Annotated in this window: 16 protein-coding genes; all 16 read left to right on the plus strand. The window is 61.7% G+C overall.

The features are described from left to right. The first annotated feature begins 73 nt into the window (after window positions 1-73). The 16 genes from ptsP (at window position 74) to AAHM40_RS08835 (ending at window position 17,563) form a co-directional block, all read left to right on the plus strand. Entirely contained in the window at window positions 74-2,935 is a 2,862-nt protein-coding gene (ptsP, locus tag AAHM40_RS08760; protein ID WP_342244284.1) for a phosphoenolpyruvate--protein phosphotransferase, read from the plus strand. Next, window positions 2,935-3,888 (plus strand): 1-phosphofructokinase, encoded by a 954-nt coding sequence (gene pfkB / locus AAHM40_RS08765; RefSeq protein ID WP_342244285.1) that lies wholly within the window; start codon window positions 2,935-2,937, stop codon window positions 3,886-3,888. Before ptsP ends, pfkB begins: the two co-directional genes overlap by 1 nt. Beyond that, a complete protein-coding gene (locus AAHM40_RS08770; RefSeq protein WP_342244286.1) occupies window positions 3,888-5,633 on the plus strand; it encodes a PTS fructose-like transporter subunit IIB in 1,746 nt (581 codons plus the stop codon). The genes pfkB and AAHM40_RS08770 overlap by 1 nt, the downstream gene beginning before the upstream one ends. A gap of 56 nt (window positions 5,634-5,689) precedes the next feature. Further along, window positions 5,690-6,103: an alternative ribosome rescue aminoacyl-tRNA hydrolase ArfB gene (arfB, locus tag AAHM40_RS08775; RefSeq protein WP_342244287.1), complete on the plus strand. Its 414-nt coding sequence runs from the start codon at window positions 5,690-5,692 to the stop codon at window positions 6,101-6,103. 356 nt (window positions 6,104-6,459) lie between these two features. Next, window positions 6,460-7,203 carry an ABC transporter permease gene (locus AAHM40_RS08780; RefSeq protein ID WP_342244325.1) on the plus strand — a complete coding sequence of 248 codons (744 nt, stop codon included), beginning with the start codon at window positions 6,460-6,462 and terminating at the stop codon, window positions 7,201-7,203. Continuing rightward, window positions 7,193-8,908 (plus strand): GspE/PulE family protein, encoded by a 1,716-nt coding sequence (locus tag AAHM40_RS08785; protein WP_342244288.1) that lies wholly within the window; start codon window positions 7,193-7,195, stop codon window positions 8,906-8,908. The genes AAHM40_RS08780 and AAHM40_RS08785 overlap by 11 nt, the downstream gene beginning before the upstream one ends. 4 nt (window positions 8,909-8,912) lie before the next feature. Continuing rightward, the gene (locus AAHM40_RS08790; RefSeq protein ID WP_342244289.1) at window positions 8,913-10,100 is read left to right on the plus strand and encodes a type II secretion system F family protein; all 1,188 of its coding nucleotides are present in this window, start codon (window positions 8,913-8,915) and stop codon (window positions 10,098-10,100) included. A gap of 88 nt (window positions 10,101-10,188) precedes the next feature. Beyond that, complete coding sequence (gspG, locus tag AAHM40_RS08795) at window positions 10,189-10,623, plus strand: type II secretion system major pseudopilin GspG (RefSeq protein ID WP_342244290.1); 435 nt, start codon at window positions 10,189-10,191, stop codon at window positions 10,621-10,623. Next, window positions 10,592-11,005, plus strand: a complete 414-nt coding sequence (locus tag AAHM40_RS08800; protein WP_342244326.1) for a prepilin-type N-terminal cleavage/methylation domain-containing protein — start codon at window positions 10,592-10,594, stop codon at window positions 11,003-11,005. Before gspG ends, AAHM40_RS08800 begins: the two co-directional genes overlap by 32 nt. Further along, window positions 11,002-11,427, plus strand: a complete 426-nt coding sequence (locus tag AAHM40_RS08805; protein ID WP_342244291.1) for a PulJ/GspJ family protein — start codon at window positions 11,002-11,004, stop codon at window positions 11,425-11,427. Before AAHM40_RS08800 ends, AAHM40_RS08805 begins: the two co-directional genes overlap by 4 nt. Then, on the plus strand, window positions 11,427-12,017 hold the full coding sequence (locus AAHM40_RS08810; RefSeq protein WP_342244292.1) for a prepilin-type N-terminal cleavage/methylation domain-containing protein: 591 nt from the start codon (window positions 11,427-11,429) through the stop codon (window positions 12,015-12,017). The genes AAHM40_RS08805 and AAHM40_RS08810 overlap by 1 nt, the downstream gene beginning before the upstream one ends. Next, a complete protein-coding gene (locus tag AAHM40_RS08815; protein WP_342244293.1) occupies window positions 12,007-13,053 on the plus strand; it encodes a hypothetical protein in 1,047 nt (348 codons plus the stop codon). Before AAHM40_RS08810 ends, AAHM40_RS08815 begins: the two co-directional genes overlap by 11 nt. Then, window positions 12,995-14,080, plus strand: coding sequence for a hypothetical protein (locus AAHM40_RS08820; protein WP_342244294.1), 1,086 nt, complete (start codon window positions 12,995-12,997; stop codon window positions 14,078-14,080). Before AAHM40_RS08815 ends, AAHM40_RS08820 begins: the two co-directional genes overlap by 59 nt. After that, window positions 14,077-14,676 (plus strand): hypothetical protein, encoded by a 600-nt coding sequence (locus AAHM40_RS08825; protein ID WP_342244295.1) that lies wholly within the window; start codon window positions 14,077-14,079, stop codon window positions 14,674-14,676. The genes AAHM40_RS08820 and AAHM40_RS08825 overlap by 4 nt, the downstream gene beginning before the upstream one ends. Before the next feature lie 75 nt (window positions 14,677-14,751). Further along, window positions 14,752-15,303 carry a hypothetical protein gene (locus AAHM40_RS08830; RefSeq protein ID WP_342244296.1) on the plus strand — a complete coding sequence of 184 codons (552 nt, stop codon included), beginning with the start codon at window positions 14,752-14,754 and terminating at the stop codon, window positions 15,301-15,303. Continuing rightward, entirely contained in the window at window positions 15,287-17,563 is a 2,277-nt protein-coding gene (locus tag AAHM40_RS08835; protein ID WP_446731550.1) for a secretin N-terminal domain-containing protein, read from the plus strand. The genes AAHM40_RS08830 and AAHM40_RS08835 overlap by 17 nt, the downstream gene beginning before the upstream one ends. Window positions 17,564-17,944 lie beyond the last annotated feature (381 nt).

The following is a 17,944-nucleotide window of genomic DNA, read 5'->3' on the forward strand; positions in this document are numbered from 1 at the left end:
CGACGGTTGGTAGCGCAGGTTGAAGGCAGGTGACAAATACAAGAAGGGCGCAACGCCCGTGAGAGGTGACGCAATGCTCGAACTGACCGCAGGGCAGATTTCCATGGGCCTGGTCGCGACGGATAAAGCTGCCGCATTGCGGATGCTCGCCGAATTGCTTGAGGGCGATGGCCTGGTCGCGCCGGGTTATCTTGCCGGGCTGGAGGCGCGTGAAGCCCAGGGTGCCACGTACCTCGGTCAGGGCATCGCCATTCCCCACGGCACCCCGCAAACCCGCGAGCTGGTGTTCACCACCGGCGTGCGCCTGATGCAGTTTCCCGATGGCGTGGAGTGGGGCGATGGCCAGCGGGTCTATCTCGCCATCGGCATTGCCGCCAAGTCCGACGAACACCTGCGCTTGCTGCAGATACTCACCCGTGCTTTGGGCGAGGCGGATCTGGGCAGCGAGCTGCGTCGCGCCGAAACCCCGGAAGACATCCTCAAGCTGTTGCAGAGCGCGCCCCAGGAGCTGGCCCTGGACGATCAACTGATCGGCCTTGGTGTCGCGGCGCAAGACTACGACGAGATGGTGCTGCAAGGCGCGCGCCTGCTGCGCCGTGCCGATTGCGTGGGGAGCGGATTCGCCGCCGCGCTGCTGCAGGGTGAACCGCTGCCGCTGGGCGATGGCCTCTGGTGGTTGCACAGCGACCAGGCGGTACAACGTCCGGGCCTGGCGTACCTCACGCCGGAAAAGCCACTGCGCTATCTCGATCAACCGCTCAATGGCCTGTTCTGCCTGGCGAGCCTGGGGGACGCCCACCTGGCCCTGCTGGAGCGTCTGTGTGCGCTGCTGATCGAAGGCCGGGGCCGCGAGCTGGCCCGTGCCACCCAGCGCCGTGCCGTGCTGGAAGCATTGGGGGGCGACAGCCAGCCCGACTGGCCCAGCCTGCGCCTGCCCCTGGCCAACGCCCATGGCCTGCATGCGCGTCCGGCCAAGGAGCTGGTGCAACTGGCCAAGACCTTTGACGGCGAGATTCGGCTGCGGGTAGCCGACAGCGGTGCCGCTGCCGTGTCCGCCAAGAGCCTGAGCAAGCTGCTGAGCCTTGGCATCCGCCGTGGCCAGGTCATTGAGATCATGGCCGAGCCGGCCATCGCCGACGCCGTGTTGCCGGTGCTGAAAACCGCCATCGAACAGGGCCTGGGCGAGGAGATCGAACCGTTGCCGATCTGTGCAGAGCCCGTGCAGGAGGAAGAGCCGGAAGCCCTGGCCATCGCTGCCCCGTCGCCGGGTAGCCAGCTCCAGGCGGTGCCGGCTGCCCCCGGTATTGCCGTTGGCCCGGCGCACATCCACTTGCACAAGGAGTTCGACTATCCGCTGCGTGGCGAGTCCCCCGGCTTCGAGCGCGAGCGCCTGCTCCAGGCCATCAGCCATGTACGCGGCGAAATCGAGGCGCTGGTGCTGCGCAGCGAAGCCAAGGCCATCCGCGAGATCTTCATCACCCATCTGGAGATGCTCGCCGACCCGGAGCTGGGCGATGAAGTGGACGCTCGTCTCAAGCAGGGCGAAAGCGCCGCCGCCGCCTGGATGACGGTAATCGAGAGCGCTGCCGCTCAACAGGAAAGCCTGCACGATGCGCTGCTGGCAGAACGCGCTGCTGACCTGCGCGACATCGGCCGCCGCGTGCTGGCCCAGCTTTGTGGGGCCGAGGAGGCGCCCGAACCGGAAGAGCCCTACATCCTGGTGATGGACGAAATGGCTCCGTCGGATGTGGCGCGCCTGGACCGTAACCGCGTGGCCGGCATCCTCACCGCCCGAGGTGGCGCCACCTCCCACAGTGCCATCGTCGCCCGTGCCATGGGCATTCCTGCGCTGGTCGGCGCCGGGGCGGGTGTCCTGATGCTGGCGGCGTGCACGCCACTGCTGCTGGATGGCCAGCGTGGTCGTCTGATCGTGACCCCGAATGCCGAGCAACTGGAGCGCGCTCGCCAGGAGCAGGAAGGTCGCCAGCGTCGCCTGCAACTGGCCAATGCGCACAAGCTGGAGCCGGCCCTGACCCGTGACGGACATCGCGTGGAAATCTGCGCCAACCTGGGCGAGAGCGCTGGTGCGGCCAAGGCCGTGACCCAGGGCGCCGAGGGCGTGGGCCTGCTGCGTACCGAATTCATCTTCATGGCCCATCCCCAAGCGCCGGATCTGGCCACCCAGGAAGCCGAGTACCGCCGCGTGTTCGATGCCCTCGACGGGCGTCCGCTGGTGGCGCGGACCCTCGACGTCGGCGGCGACAAACCTTTGCCTTACTGGCCCGTGCCGGAAGAGGAAAACCCCTTCCTCGGCGTGCGTGGCGTGCGCCTGACCCTGCAACGTCCACACCTGATGGAAACCCAGTTGCGTGCGTTGCTGCGTGCCAGCGACGGTCGCCCATTGCGCATCATGTTCCCTATGGTTGGCAGCGTCGATGAATGGCGCCTGGCCCGCGACATGAGCCTGCGCCTGGCCGCCGAGATTCCCCAGGCCGACCTGCAGCTGGGAATCATGGTCGAGGTGCCGTCGGCGGCGCTGATCGCGCCGGTGCTGGCCAGGGAAGTCGATTTTTTCAGCATCGGCACCAATGACCTGACCCAGTACTGCCTCGCCATCGACCGTGGCCATCCGACGCTCTCCGCCCAGGCCGACGGCCTGCATCCGGCGGTGCTGCAACTGATCGACCTCACCGTGCGTGCGGCCCATGCCCACGGCAAGTGGGTAGGCGTGTGCGGCGAGCTGGCCGGCGACCCGCTGGCGGTGCCGCTGCTGGTCGGCCTTGGGGTGGACGAACTGAGCCTGTCCGCCGGTGGCATCGCCGAGGTCAAGGCGCGCGTGCGCGAGTTCAGCCTGTCGGCGGCCCGCGAACTGGCCGAGGGCGCGCTCACGATGGAAAGCGCAGCGGCGGTGCGCGAACTGGCGGAGCGCTTCTGATGGCACGCATTCTGACCCTGACCCTGAATCCTGCCCTCGATCTGACCCTGCGCCTGGACCGACTGGAGCCCGGCCAGGTCAATCGCAGCCTGGAGCAGGCCAGCCACGCCGCCGGCAAGGGCGTGAATGTGGCCCAGGTACTGGCCGATCTCGGTCACAGCCTGACCGTCTCGGGCTTTCTTGGAGCGGACAATGCCGACGCCTTCGAGGCGCTGTTTGCTCGGCGCGGCTTCACCGATGCCTTCATCCGCGTACCAGGGGAGACCCGCAGCAATATCAAGCTGGCGGAAGTCGACGGACGCATCACCGATATCAACGGGCCCGGCCCGCGGGTGGATGCGATGGCCCAGGTCGAGCTGCTGCTCCAACTGGATAGCCTCGCGCCTGGCCATGACTTGGTCGTGGTGGCCGGCAGCCTGCCTCGTGGCGTAGAGCCGCATTTCTTGACCGACTTGATTGTGCGGCTCCAGCGCCATGGGCTGAAGGTCGCCCTGGACACCAGCGGCGAAGCCCTGCGTGCCGGCCTGCTTGCCGTGCCCTGGCTGATCAAGCCGAATATGGACGAGCTCGCTGAAGTCGGCCGTCGTGATCTGACCGGGGTGGAGGCCCAGCGGCAGGAGGCCCGTCAATTGCAGGCAATGGGCATCGAGCACATCGTCATCTCCCAAGGCGCCGACGGCGTGAACTGGTTCGGCCCCGGCGTCGCTCTCCATGCCCAGCCGCCACGGGTCACTGTGGCCAGCACCGTAGGCGCGGGCGATTCCCTGCTGGCCGGCATGATCCATGGCCTGCTCAGTGGCTGGCCGGCGGCGCGTACCTTGCGCCATGCCACCGCCATCGCCGCCCAGGCCGTAACCCAGGTCGGTTTCGGTATCAGTGATGCCGCGCAACTGCAACAGCTCGAAGGTGCCGTCGACGTCCAGGCGCTGCCAGAACAACAAGAGGTGTCCTGATGAAACTCGCCATAGTCACCGCCTGCCCCAATGGCATGGTCACCAGCGTGCTGTGCGCGCGCCTGCTGGATGCCGCCGCGCAGCGTCTGGGTTGGAGCACCAGCGTCGAGGTCGTCGACCCGCAGCATCCGGAGAACCAGCTATCCGCCGCCACGCTCGACGCCGCCGACTGGGTGCTGGTGGTGCGCAGTGGTCCGTTGGACCTCAGCCGCTTCGCCGGCAAGCGCATTTTCCTCGCCAGCCCGAGCGAAGCCCTGCGCGACAGCGAAGCGTTCCTCCTGCGCGGCGCGGTCGAAGCGCGGGAGCAGCAAGTCGAAGCTGCGGCTGCCGCCCCCGACGGCAACGCGCGCCCGCGCATCGTCGCTGTGACGGCCTGTCCCACGGGCGTGGCGCACACCTTCATGGCGGCAGAGGCGCTGAAGCAGGCGGCCCAGCGCCTGGGCTACGAACTCCAGGTGGAAACCCAGGGTTCGGTGGGTGCACGCGATCCGTTGAGTCCGGACGCCATCGCTGCTGCCGACGTCGTTCTGCTGGCCACTGATATCGAAGTCGACACCGGCCGTTTCGTCGGCAAGAAGGTATTTCGCAGCAGCACCGGCGTCGCACTCAAGCAGTCCGAAGCCACCCTGAAGCGAGCATTGAGCGAAGGGCAGTTGCTGGAAGGCAAGTCGGGTGGGGAAGCCCAGGCGGGCAAGGCCAAGGCCGAGCCCAAGGGGGCCTACAAGCACTTGCTTACCGGAGTCTCCTACATGCTGCCGATGGTAGTGGCGGGGGGCTTGCTGATCGCGTTGTCTTTCGTCTTCGGCATCGAGGCGTTCAAAGAGGAGGGCACCTTGGCGGCCTCGTTGATGCAGATCGGCGGCGACGCGGCGTTCAAGCTGATGGTGCCGCTGTTGGCGGGCTATATCGCCTACTCCATCGCCGACCGACCGGGCCTGGCTCCGGGCATGATCGGCGGGCTTTTGGCCAGCACCCTGGGCGCGGGGTTCATCGGCGGCATCATCGCGGGTTTTCTCGCGGGCTATTCGGCGCGGGCCATCAATCGCCATCTGAGCTTGCCGCAGAGCGTCGAGGCGCTGAAGCCGATCCTGATTATCCCGCTGCTTTCCAGCCTGTTCACTGGCCTGGTGATGATCTACGTCGTCGGCAAGCCGGTAGCCGGCATGCTCACCAGCCTCACCCATTTCCTCGACAACATGGGCACCTCCAACGCGATTCTCCTTGGCCTGCTGCTGGGCGGGATGATGTGCGTGGACCTCGGCGGCCCGATCAACAAGGCCGCGTACGCGTTCTCAGTGGGCCTGCTGGCCTCCCAGAGCTACGCGCCGATGGCGGCCACCATGGCGGCCGGCATGGTGCCGCCCATCGGCATGGGAATTGCTACCTTGCTGATGCGCCGCAAGTTCGCCCAGAGCGAGCGTGAGGCGGGCAAGGCGGCATTGGTACTGGGGCTCTGTTTCATTTCCGAAGGTGCCATCCCCTTCGCCGCCAAGGACCCGCTGCGGGTGATCCCGGCCAGTATCGCCGGCGGGGCGCTGACCGGCGCGCTGTCCATGTACTTCAGCTGCAAGCTGATGGCGCCCCACGGCGGGCTGTTCGTGATGCTGATCCCCAATGCCATCAACCACGCGCTGCTCTACCTGCTGGCGATAGTCGCCGGCAGCCTGGTAACCGGCGTGCTCTATGCGTTGCTCAAACGCGGCGCTGAGCAGGAGATGGTGTTGGAAGGCAGCCGCACTGCCTGAGGACCTGTAGGATGGTGCCCACCCATCCTGTGGATTGTCCTGCGACTGCCTTTGCCATGCTGCTTATTTCCAACAGCGTTCACTTGCCCGACGACGAAATCGAGCTGACCGCCATCCGCGCCCAGGGCGCGGGTGGGCAGAACGTCAACAAGGTGTCCAGCGCAATGCACCTGCGCTTCGATATCAATGCCTCGTCCTTGCCGCCCTTCTACAAGGAACGGCTGCTGGCGCTGCGTGACAATCGCATCACCGGCGAAGGCGTGATCGTCATCAAAGCCCAGCAATACCGCACCCAGGAACAGAATCGCGCCGACGCCCTGGAGCGTCTGGCGGAACTGATCCGCAGCGTGGCCAAAGTGGAAAAGGCGCGGCGGCCGACCAAGCCCACGCTGGGCTCGAAGAAACGACGCCTGGAAGGCAAGGCCAAGCGCGGGGCGGTCAAGGCGGGGCGGGGGAAAGTGGATTATTGAGGTGTTCGGGCGGGGCCGTGCGCTTGATTCGCCTCTTGGGTTTCGCGGCATCACCGCACGGGAATGGCCGGACTGGGTAATTGGACAGGCTCCATGCCTTTAGCGTTTCCATGCAACTGAATCATTCGGGGTGGCAGCGCATCGAATAGGTGCTCCTTGGAACGTTCCGTCGACGTAGTCGGAAAAGTCGCCAATCGTCAGGGGCGGCTGCCGATGGTGTCGGATGCGCGAATTTCGCATATTCCCTGGCCTCAAAAGAGCCGCTACCTGTGACGGGTGGCCAGGAGATCTGCGCCTTGAACCTGCTTCCCCCGCTGCCAGACGTGCTTGCACTTCGCCTGGAGCTCTTGCTCGCCATGACGAGGCGTGAAGTTGAGTCGCGCTATCGGGATGCAGTAATGGGGCGCATCTGGATCATCGTTTCGCCCGTTCTGTTGCTCCTGATCTACACCTTCGTCTTCGGTGTGGTGCTCAAGTCGCGCTGGGGAAGCGACCAGGACACCTTTTCCTTTGCGCTGACGCTTTTCGCTGGGCTCCTGCTCAACGGCATTCTCGCCGAGGGCCTTTCCAGGGCACCAGGCATCGTTCCAGGTAACGTCAACCTGGTGAAGAAACTGGTCTTCCCGCTTGAGATCCTTCCCGTCACACCGATACTGGCTGCCTTCATCAATTCGGCGCTTGGCTACCTGGTACTTATCGTCTTTCTCGTCATCAAGGGCGTCGCGCCGGGGTGGCCGGTTATCCTGCTGCCGCTGATGCTCCTGCCATTCCTGCTTTGCGTAACGGGGCTGGCCTGGTTCCTATCCGGGCTCGGCGTCTACGTCCGCGATACTGGCCAGTTCGTCCAGTTCCTCCTGATCCTCCTGCTGTTCATCAGCCCTGTCTTCTATCCGCTCAGCTCGCTGCCGCCTGCTGTGCAGCCATACCTGTACATGAACCCGCTGACTGTCCCGGTGGAAATGGTTCGTGCCGTGTTGTTCGACTCGCCGCTGCCAGAGTTCGGTGTCATTGCGCTCTATTGTGCTGTGTCGACGCTGGTGTTTCTGCTTGGTTTGGCGTGGTTCCGTCGTGTCCAGGAAGGTTTTGCCGATGTCCTTTGATTCCCAGCAGGCGCTTTTGCAGTGGCGGTCACTTGGGCAGCGGCTACTCGAACGTGGGCTGGTGAACCAGCAAGAGCTCGACCGTGCCCTGGCCATGCAGCGCAAGGTCGGTGGGCGATTGGGAGGCATACTGGTGCGTTCCGGCGCGCTTGCGGAAAGCGCGTTGCTTCAAGTTCTGGCTGAGCAATTGCAGATGCCGTTGGTGGGGGAGCACCTCGAGCCGCCTTCGGAACAAGTGATTACGGCGTTCCTGCAAACCTCCCCGATCAACTCCGATTGGTTCGTGGAGGAACAAGTGGTGGTGTGGGAGGACGGTGAACAGCTGCTGTTCGCCGCCCGAGATCCTCTTTCGCCTTCGATCCCGGAAACCCTCCAGTATTTCTATCCGGGACGGGCCATACGACCGGTTCTGTGTCGAGCCCAGGATATGGACGCCTGGCTTGAACGCTGTCTCGATCTCGCCCGCCAAGGGGCTATCCAGGGGGGCGACGGCCGTGACGACGTGCGCCATTTGCGTGAAATGGCTGAGGAGGCTCCGATAGTCGAACTGGTCAACAACGTGATGGGGCAGGCTATCGAGAAGCGCTCGTCGGACATCCATATCGAGCCGCGTGAATTCGATTTTCGCATTCGATTCCGGATTGATGGCGTGTTGCAGGAACAGCTCAATTTGCCGCGCGAGCGATTTGCTGCCGTGGTTTCGCGGATCAAGCTGATCTCCGCCATCGATATCGCCGAGCGTCGACTTCCGCAGGATGGGCGCATGAGCATTCGCGTCAGCGGCACCGAACTGGATGTGCGCGTCTCGACATTGCCCGGTGTCCATGGGGAATCAGTCGTGATGCGGTTGCTGCCCAAGGAGCGTGAATCTTTGCGACTAGATCGTTTGGGCATGTTGCCAGATCATCTGGACATTCTGCGCCAATGGATAGCGGAGCCCCACGGCATCATCCTGGTTACCGGACCTACTGGATCCGGCAAGTCGACCACCCTCTACGGTACCCTTGAGGAGATCAACGACGGTGTGCGCAAGATCATCACGGTGGAAGATCCGGTCGAGTGCCAGGTACCCAATATTACCCAGGTACAGGCTCACGCCGATATTGGCCTGACCTTCGCCGCAGCGCTACGTTCGATTCTCCGTCAGGACCCGGACGTCATCATGATCGGTGAGATTCGTGACCTGGAAACCGCAGAGATTGCTGTGCAGTCTTCCCTGACCGGCCATCTGGTGTTCTCGACCCTCCACACCAACGACTCGGTAAGTGCCTTCACCCGCCTCGTGGACATGGGGGTCGAGCCATTTCTCGTAGCCTCTCCGGTGCGCGGGGTTCAGGCCCAGCGCCTCGTCCGCAGGCTCTGCCAGTACTGCGCGGAAACGTGCGCCCCGAGCATTGGCGACGCGGAGCTGGAAGACACTCGCGTGGTCGCCGCTCGGTTATTTCCAGGGCAATCGGCGCGGTGGAAACGGGCTCGTGGTTGTGAGCGTTGCGAAGGTACCGGCTACCGTGGGCGCCTAGGAATCTATGAGTTAGTTGATCTGACTCCGGAAATGCGCGAACTGATCGTACAACGAGCAACTGCTGAGCAACTGCGGCGTTTGGCCTACGAGCAGGGCATGCGAAATCTTCGAGGCGACGGCCTCTTGAAGGCCTGGCTCGGCGAAACATGTCTCGATGAAGTTCGTCGTGTAACCAGTGGTTGATCTCATGATCTTCATCTATGAGGCCATCGATCGGAATGGTCGGCGATTCACCGGCGAACTCAATCTTCCCTCTCGGCAGGACGCGCTGCGGCAACTGCAGAACCAGGGATTGACACCACTTCGCCTGGAGCAGAAGAGGCGGGCGCTTGGCCGTCGCCGCTATCTGCGTGCTGAGGAGTTGAACATGGCCTTCCATGAACTTGCGACTCTGCTCGCTGCTGGAGTGACGCTGGCGGAAGCTGTGGCGGCTCAGGAGCGGACTGCGCACCATCCCGTCCTGGCGGCTGCGTTGGAGGTCATCGGAAGCGGCTTGCGAAGTGGGCAATCGTTTCCCGCTGTACTAGAGGCATCCGGACTGCCCTTGCCTAAGTATGTCTACCAACTCGTGGCCGCTGGCGAACTGACTGGCGACCTGGCCGGGGCGCTACGCGACTGCGCCCAGCAGCTGGAGTACGAAAGGCGCACTCGTGCGGAGATCACTGGGGCATTGGTGTATCCGAGCATCCTGGTCTTGAGCGGCTTGCTTGCGATAGCGACCTTGTTCGTATTTGTCGTTCCCAAGTTTGCCAACTTGCTCGATGAAGTGGCCGAACTTCCCTGGTTGGCTTGGATAGTGCTGAGCACCGGGGTATGGAGCAACGGGAATGCCGGCCTGTTGATGTTCATCGTCCTGGGCTTGTGCGTCGGAGTCGCGATGGGCTTGAGTAACGAGCGATTGCGGGACTGGGCCTTCGATCAACTGGCGAGGGTGCCACTGGTTGGTGAGTGGCTGCTCCAGGCAGAGATCGCGCAATGGTCCAAGGTACTTGGAACGCTTCTGAGAAACCGCGTCGCGCTGGTCGATGCTCTGGAAATGGCTGGTGGAGGGATGCGCATCGCTCGACAGCGCCAGGTGCTGGAGCGTGTTACCCAGGATGTGAGGGTCGGCGCTGCTCTGTCTGTGGCGCTTGAAGAGCGCCAGGCTATCACGGCCATTGGCGCAAACCTGGTTCGTGTTGGAGAGGCTTCCGGGCAACTCGCTGAGATGCTGCTGAGTCTGGCAACGCTGTATGAAGAAGCCGGCCGGGGCCGGATGAAGAAGACCCTGGTGCTGATCGAGCCGCTGGCCATTCTGCTGATTGGCTCCGTGTTTGGCTTGATCATCACTGGTGTTGTCTTGGCCATCACTAGCGCCAATGACATGGCGCTCTAGGTAACGATTGCAAGCTGCCCCGTTTCGATCGCGGGAGCGACCGGCAATTTGAATCCCGTCGGAAGGCGGAAACATCTGCGGAATCGGTATGAGCAAAGTGGCACAACGAGGTTTTACCCTTCTCGAGATGATCGTGGTGCTGGTGATCATCGGTCTATTGATGGGGCTTGTGGGGCCGCGTCTGTTCAGTCAGGCGGACAAGGCCAAGGCGCAGACCGCTGATACCCAGGTAAAGATGCTCAAGGGGGCGTTGCTAACCATGCGCCTGGATATCGGTCGCCTTCCGAGCGAGCAGGAAGGGCTTGGACTGCTCAATGCTCCACCGGCCGATGAACGCATCAAGGCATTTTGGAAAGGCCCCTACCTGGAGGGTGGGGTGCCGCTGGATCCGTGGAACCGCCCCTACGTCTACAGCGATAGATCAAGTACCGAGCAACCGTTCACTCTGTTCAGTCTGGGGGCGGATGGGCAGCCTGGTGGTGAAGGGCTGGATGCCGATGTCGGCTACCTGCCGCAGCGCTGATCGGGTGCGAGGGTTTACCTTGCTTGAGTTGTTGGTCGTGCTCGCCTTGGTCGCGGCTATCGCTGCGGTCGTGCTGCCAGGGTTGGCAAACATGCAGTCGGCCTGGTCTCGTCGGGTGGCTCTGCAGGATATTCAGGAGCAACTTCAAAGCCTGGGCCTCCGAGTACGCAACGACGGGAGGGAGCTGACCATCGATGCAGATGGCGCGTCGCGCGCGGAGATGTTGCATCTGCCTACCGGTTGGTTGATCGTCGCGGAACCTCCCGTGCGCTATCTGGCGAATGGGGTCTGTCTCGGCGGCAGTTTGCGGATCATTCACGATGGCCCGCCACGTGACGTCCGGTTGGACCCGCCATTCTGCGCTCCGCAAGGGCTTCCATGAGAGCTTCGCACCAGGCGGGATTCACACTTCTTGAGGCCGTCGTGGCGATGACATTGCTGGCTGTAGTGGGCGGCGCGTTGCTGGCATGGCTCAACTCCGGTTTCAGAAGCTTGCAGCGAGTCGAGGCCGCCGAGGAACGCATTGAGGCTGCCCAGGTCGCAATGGCGTACCTGGAAACGCTGAATCCGATGGAAGACCCCAATGGAGAAGTTCGGTTGGGGTACTACCTGCTGAGTTGGCAGAGTTCGCCTCGTTCAACGCCCAAACCCGTGGTTAGTCGTCATGGTGCCCAGCCCGGCCTCTACGATGCCCAGTTGTTTCGCGTCGAAATGCAAGTGCGAGCGCGAGATGAGCTTCTTTTTCGCTTTCGCCTTGAAAAGGTCGGCCACGTGCGGGTAGCCAGCCGTTCTGGAGACGGATGATGGAACGACGGGTCTGCAAGCAGTCTGCGTTCACGCTACTTGAGGTGTTGGTCGTCCTCATGCTGGTCTCGCTCGTCAGCGCACTTCTCATGCAGGCGCTGACCTACATTGGCAAGGTCAATAGTACGTTTCACCTGCATGCGGGCAGCAAACGAGTCGAGACGCTTGCCCATGGCTGGTTCCTGGATGCCGTGCAGAACCTCGTCGCTCCTGAACAGGGGGATGTTGCGATGAGTTTACGTGGGGACGAGCTCAGTTTCGAAGCTGTCTCTCTGGGCACCGTGGACCGTCGACAGGGTATTCCCCAGCCGTTTGCGTTTCGTATCGAAGCGCGGGGCGAAGGGCGAGATGCGGAACTGATATACGTGCGTCCGCTGTTGGACAGCCGTTGGTCAGTTTCGTCGCTGCCAGCGGATGCCCATTTTAGTTACCTGGATGCCAGTGGGGCGTGGCATCAAACATGGCCACCATCCTCAATGAACTTAGACCAGCTACCTGAGGCCATCGTGCTCGAAGCATTAGAGGACAATCTCTACGTCCTGGCCGTTGTACAGCTACCTAAAGTCAGGCCGTCTGTACATGAGCACTGAACAACATCGCAGTCGTGGTTTCGTGCTGGTCGGCGTGGTCTGGTTCCTGGCCGTCATGACTTTACTGGCAGCAGCAGCCGTGCTTTGGGTCGAGCGCTCCGTGAACGTCATGGACAACCGGCGTGCGGCCATGTTGAGGGAGATCGAGGAAAGTACATTGTTGGCGCGCGTGCAGTGGCTGATCGCGACACAGGGGTACACCATCGCCGGGCTGACGATTCCGAGTGACGGGGTAGCCCAGGTTCCGCAGATGGATTCGTCGGTCATGCCGGTGGGCGGTGAGCTGCCTTTGGATGGCCGTCCACTTTGCATGGCAAACGGCTGGTGCCTGGGGCTGACGGATGATGCAGCACGGCTCAGCCTCTCAGCTGTGGATCCTCGTCTTCTAGGTAACCTGCTGCTCGGCCTGGGTGTAACGCCGGAAGAGGTACCGGCCATGTTGGCGCAGTGGTCCGACTACCTCATGCCAGAGCGGGCTCCGCGCTTGGGCAGCGCCAGTGGTCGCGCCACCCGGAGGGGTGGCAGCCAAGACTCGCGTCGCACTCCACGTTCGGTGTTGGAGGTTTTCCTTCTCGATCGCTGGCAGCCTTGGGAGGAGCACTTGCTGAATGCCGACTGGACCGAGTTGGTGACGACCAGCGCTACGCCGTTGAACATCAATACTGCAGATCCTCGTGTCTTGAATCTGGCCTGGGGCTTGCCAGTGGAGCAAGTAAGTCGACTAATGGCGGCTCGCGAGCAGCAGGCACTCGCACAATCCACCGATTTGCGTGCCCTGTTGGGTGCACACGCAAGCCTTGTTCCCGACGATGGCTGGACCCGCCTCGCTAGCTCCACGCTGTCGATCCGTTTGCATCCCACTGGAGTGGAGCGAGCGACGGAGTACGAAGTCAGCTTCAGCTCCGACCATCGAATGCTGCCACCTTGGCAGCTCCAACTGAAAAGGTCCGTGAAGCGAAATGAAGCTGACTCGATCCATGCGTCTGGAGACGTTCCCGGAATTCTCTCCGCCCCGCTTATGGCAGGCCCGTGGTGAGGACGGGCAAGTCGCGCTGAAGTGGAAGCGTCGCAGTGTAGGTGTGTTTAGTGGCTGGCCGGTGCAATGGGTCATTGATCGCTCTCTGTGCATCTTCCATTGCTTGGACCTTGAACATGTTCCTCGATCCGATCGTCCCCGGGCTCTGGCGTTGAAGCTCTTATCAGTCTCTCCATTCCGCCATGCCGGACATTATGTGGTCTGGCGAGGCGGGCGAGCGATGGTGTGGTCGTGGGATGAGCGCGAACGTGAGGAAGCGGCTGCGACCCTGAGCGATGCGCCAAAGCGTTATCGCTGCATTCCTGAATCGTTGCTCCAGGCGCTACCCAAGTCCGAGGGGGCAACGGTACGTATGGTGCGAATCGGATCGGGAGTGGATCTGCAGGTGTGGCAAGGAAATACCTTGGCCATGAGTCATTGCTTTCCCATGTTGCCTGACCCCGAGAAGTACCTCCCACTGCTGCGAGGATTGACAGGAGTAGAGGTGTCTTTTGCTGTCGAGGCTACTTGTATCTCTTCGCTCAATCGCCCATGGGCCAATTCCGCAGTCGTCGGTGCTTCATCTCACTGCGAGCGGTGGCTTCCGCATGTATTGGCGGCTTCCTTGGCGCTGGGGGGGGGACTGAACATGGGCGTCGGATTTTCCTGGTGGTGGGCAGGGCGCGCCTTGCAGGCCCAGTACGATGAGTTGAGCCGTCAGGTCGAGCCTGTGTTAATAGCTCGCAGCACAGCGCTCAGGGCCAATGAAGCAAGTCTCAATCTGGTTCAAGCCTCGCGGGCCACGTCACAAAGCAAATTGCTCAGCCAGGTTGCCGCACTGTTGGACCGCGATAGCCGCTTGCTCGCTTGGCGCTTTGGAGGGCAAGAGCTGGAGCTCCAACTGGACACTCGCAAGGTTGATCCTCGCTTCTATGTCAATCGCTTCATGGAGGCTGGAAACTTCGAGAATGTGCGAGTGGAACCTGTGCCGCGTGATGGGGGAATAATACTGAGCCTGAGCTTGTCGCACGCAGGAGGGGAGGAATGATGTTGGACAACCGGATTTCCTTCCGCGCTCACTGGAACCAGCTCCGACGGCAGTATCAGGAAAGTCTCCCCCTGCGAATGTCGCTTTGGTTGGCAGTATTGTTGTTAGTCGTGCATCTGATTCTGCTTTGCCAGAATTGGCGTGTCGAACGTGAGGAACACTATCGGAGGTTGGCTAAGGATTGGCTCAAGCTGCAAGCGATTTCCCGTCAGACGTCGTGGCCGGAACGTTCGAAGCAGGCGGATGATGCCTTGCTTCGCGTGCGCGAGCGATTCTGGTTGTCCACCAATGCATCTCAGGCGCGCGCGGATGTTCAGGCCTGGTTGGATGATCAGGTCACGATGGCTGGCGTGGATGACGCGAAGATTACTGTTCTGGCACCTACGGGATTTGATCGCGAGGACTCTGTAGCACGGATCGAGGCTCAGGTTCGGGGTGTGTTTCACCCCGAATCGTTCAGCCGGCTGCTACATGCGATCGAGGGAGAGCCACGGCAAATCGTGGTGGACTACCTCGAGCTTAACAACCAGATATCTCCTGCGATTAACCTCCAGCTCTCTTTTCTGTTCCTTCAGCCGTCCCAGGCTGCGCTATAGCGGCGCATGGTCCAAATGAGTGCGAAAGGTTGGGACGTTTCCTACCACTAACTCGGCGTTTGGCGGTGGCCGCAAATGCGAGACTTCTTCGCCTTTGCGCCCGCATCCCATTGCCCGACTCGCGTGACATTCATGGACCACCAATCAACCCTGCGCTGGTACCTGCTGTTCCCCGCACTCACTGTTTCTTTCGGATGGTTGATCGCACCTGATACGGAGCCCCCCAGTGCGAGCTTCTCGAACCAGGATGACTGGGTACCTGTGAGCCTCCAACCTCATTCTGTCGATCCGGCTGGGGCCAAGCGATTGGCCGAGATGCTGTGGTGGGGGGGCGAGCGTTCGTCACCGGAAACTCGCGACAAAGAAAAGCGGGTTTCGACAGGAGAGGACGGCGTTGCCAGGGTTGAAGTTGCCTGGCGTTTTCACGGCATCGTCCGGGATCACCAAGGGACCTTCGCACTGATTTCAAAGGGGGCTACTACGCCGCCTTTGCGATTTTCCCGGGGCGCCATCTTGCCGGGAGGTGAGCGTCTGGAGCTGATCTCGACGCAAGGTATTCGATTCTCTCTCGCCGAAGACGGCGAGATTCAAGGTTTTGACAGGGAACTATATGCGCCACAGCAATAACCCGACCGAGCGATTCTCGTGCGGTCCATTGTTCATCGCAACATGCCTGGCTCTATCAGCGGGTTGCAGCACCACTCCCATGCAGATTCCTGACCCCTTGCTGGAGGTTGAGAGTGCTCGTGGCGATGAGGAGCCAGGCGCCAGCGCCACTACCGAGAGCGATGATCAGCAGGTCGCGCCAGCTCAGTTGGAGACCCACTTCAGCCGGACGCCCAGCGGTTTAGCGGTGGAGCGCGTGGGCATCGTAGATCGTGGTGACAAGGTTGTGCTTGATGACAAGACCGCCGATATCCGGCTCAACATCGAGGATATCCAGTTGCCGGCATTCATAAACGAGGTGTTCGGCAATATCCTCGAATTGCCATTCGAGATCGAAAGTGCCCTGAAGAGCAAGGTTGATCGGGTCACGGTCCGGCTGGAGCAACCCCAAACCCCGCAGATGGTCTATGAAGTGGCTAGGCAAATCCTGGCTAACTATGGCGTCGAGATCGTTCGGCAGGGCGATGTGTTTCGATTCCAGATTAAACAGGTTGGGTTGAGTCCCGACGAACCACCGATCCTGATTAGCGGGGATGCCCGGCCGGAGGTGCCCATCGCATATCGACCCGTGTTCCAGTTCATGCCCCTGAAAAATGTCGATACGCGGGACGTCATTCCCTGGCTCAACAGTGCCTATGAAAAGTCCGGGCTCAGTGTGTCGGCTGACGCGGCGCGAAGCGGATTGATGCTGAAGGGCATGTCGTCCATCGTTCGGCAGGCCTCTGAAGCGGTTCGCTTGCTCGATCAGCCCTTCATGCGTGGTCGTCATAGCCTGAGGGTCGATCCGGCGTTCGTAACTGCTGCTGACATGGCTGAGCAGCTCAAGTCTCTGATTTCGGCTCAGGGTTACAGCGTGAGTATTGGTCAAGCCTCCGGCACTATTGTCCTTGTGCCGCTGGACAGCTCCAACGGTCTCATCGTTTTTGCCAATGACGAAAGCCTTCTTGGTCTGGTGCGTGAGTGGGCGCAGCAGGTGGATCGAATTCCCGTTGCTGCGGCGGTCGTAGGGCAGGGCGAAGGAAGCGATAAAGAAGGGTTGTTCTATTACGAAGCACGCAATACACGGGTCACGGAGCTCGCCCGATCGCTGAGGTCTCTGATATCGGGGCTTGCTGGGGAGGGGGCCTACGGCATCACGTCCGGTCTGAGAAATAGTGCTTCAGCGCGCGCGGGGATGGCCACCGGCGGCCGGAAACCAAGCGAGGAAGGGGCTAAGGCTCCCGTTTCTCCCTTGCTGCAGGCTGCCGGAGCTGCTGCTCTTATGAGTGGAGGGCAGGATCGCTTGCTGGGTAGTCTGGCGTCGGACATCACCGGCAGTGGGACGATAGTGGAGGACGAGAACCGAAACGCCATACTGTTCCGGGGCTCAGCCAGGACTTGGCAGCAGATGCAGGAGCTTATCCGTCAGATGGACAAGCCTGCGCGTCAGGTACTCATCGAAGTCACGATCGCGAGCGTGAATCTCAGTGACGCAAAGTCCTTGCGGATGGACTGGAAGTTCCTGAATGGAGACTTCAGCAATGCCAAGCTGAGTGGCAGCATGGGCGGCGGGGGATTCAACTACGTGGTTAACACTGCGGGGGGCAATATGGCGACCATTTCCGCCATGGCCAAGGATCAGCGTGTCCGGGTCCTAGCTACCCCGCGCATTTTGGTCAAGAGCGGTGAACAGGCCAATATCAACGTGGGTAGCGATATTCCTGTGCCAACTGCGCAGATCAACGATGACAGTACGACTGGCGGAACTACCAACCTACGCAACGAGATCGCTTATCGCTCAACGGGTACCATTTTGAACGTCGCTCCAGTGGTCTATTCCAACAATCGCGTCGATCTCACTGTGAGCCAGGAGCTGAGCGACAGCGGTGGGGGCGGCGGCGAGGGGAAAGGGGGCAGCCTAGCGGCCCCCATTATTACCCGGACCTCCCTGGAAACGGCCTTGACCCTTAAGAGCGGTGGTTCCGTGTTGATGGGCGGATTGATCCGGGACAACGTCACGGACGCCAGTACCGGCGTACCTTTCCTTAAGGATATACCTTGGTTGGGAGCGCTCTTTGGTGACCAGGAGGTCGTCAAAAGCCGCGAGGAGGTCATCCTGCTGATCCAGCCATATGTGCTGGAAAGCGACGAAGACGCTAAGGAAGTCACCGCCAAGCTACGCGCAATGCTAGATCGATCGCTTGCATGCTCCGGAAGGGCAGGACAGTGCGGGTTGGACTGACGACCCGTTAGCATGGCGGACACGCCGCTCCGTTGGATATCAGATTTGGCAAGTCTTATTAGGCTCGGTGCGAAAAGTGGCTGCGGGCTTCGCGCGTGGCGCTGTATTGAAACAGGTAGTGGTCAACCCATCCTGGGCGGTGGCGGGCAATGCATGAGTCCTTTTACCGAAGACGATACTGTGGCGCCCTGAGTCGAGAAGGGGCTGACCGTTTCCGCCGGTATGAGTACCGGCAGTGCCCTAGGCAACCTTGCGGCGGCGAGCCAGAACGGAGGCACTGCCCTGGTTGGGGCTGGAGCCACCCTGGCAGCCCGGGAGTTGGCTCTACAAGCAGTGGTTGGTTGGCCGTTCCTATCGGCGAGTACAACGCCCAGAAGAAAA

Source organism: Pseudomonas sp. OTU5201 (assembly GCF_038440135.1).
Lineage (GTDB): Bacteria > Pseudomonadota > Gammaproteobacteria > Pseudomonadales > Pseudomonadaceae > Metapseudomonas > Metapseudomonas resinovorans.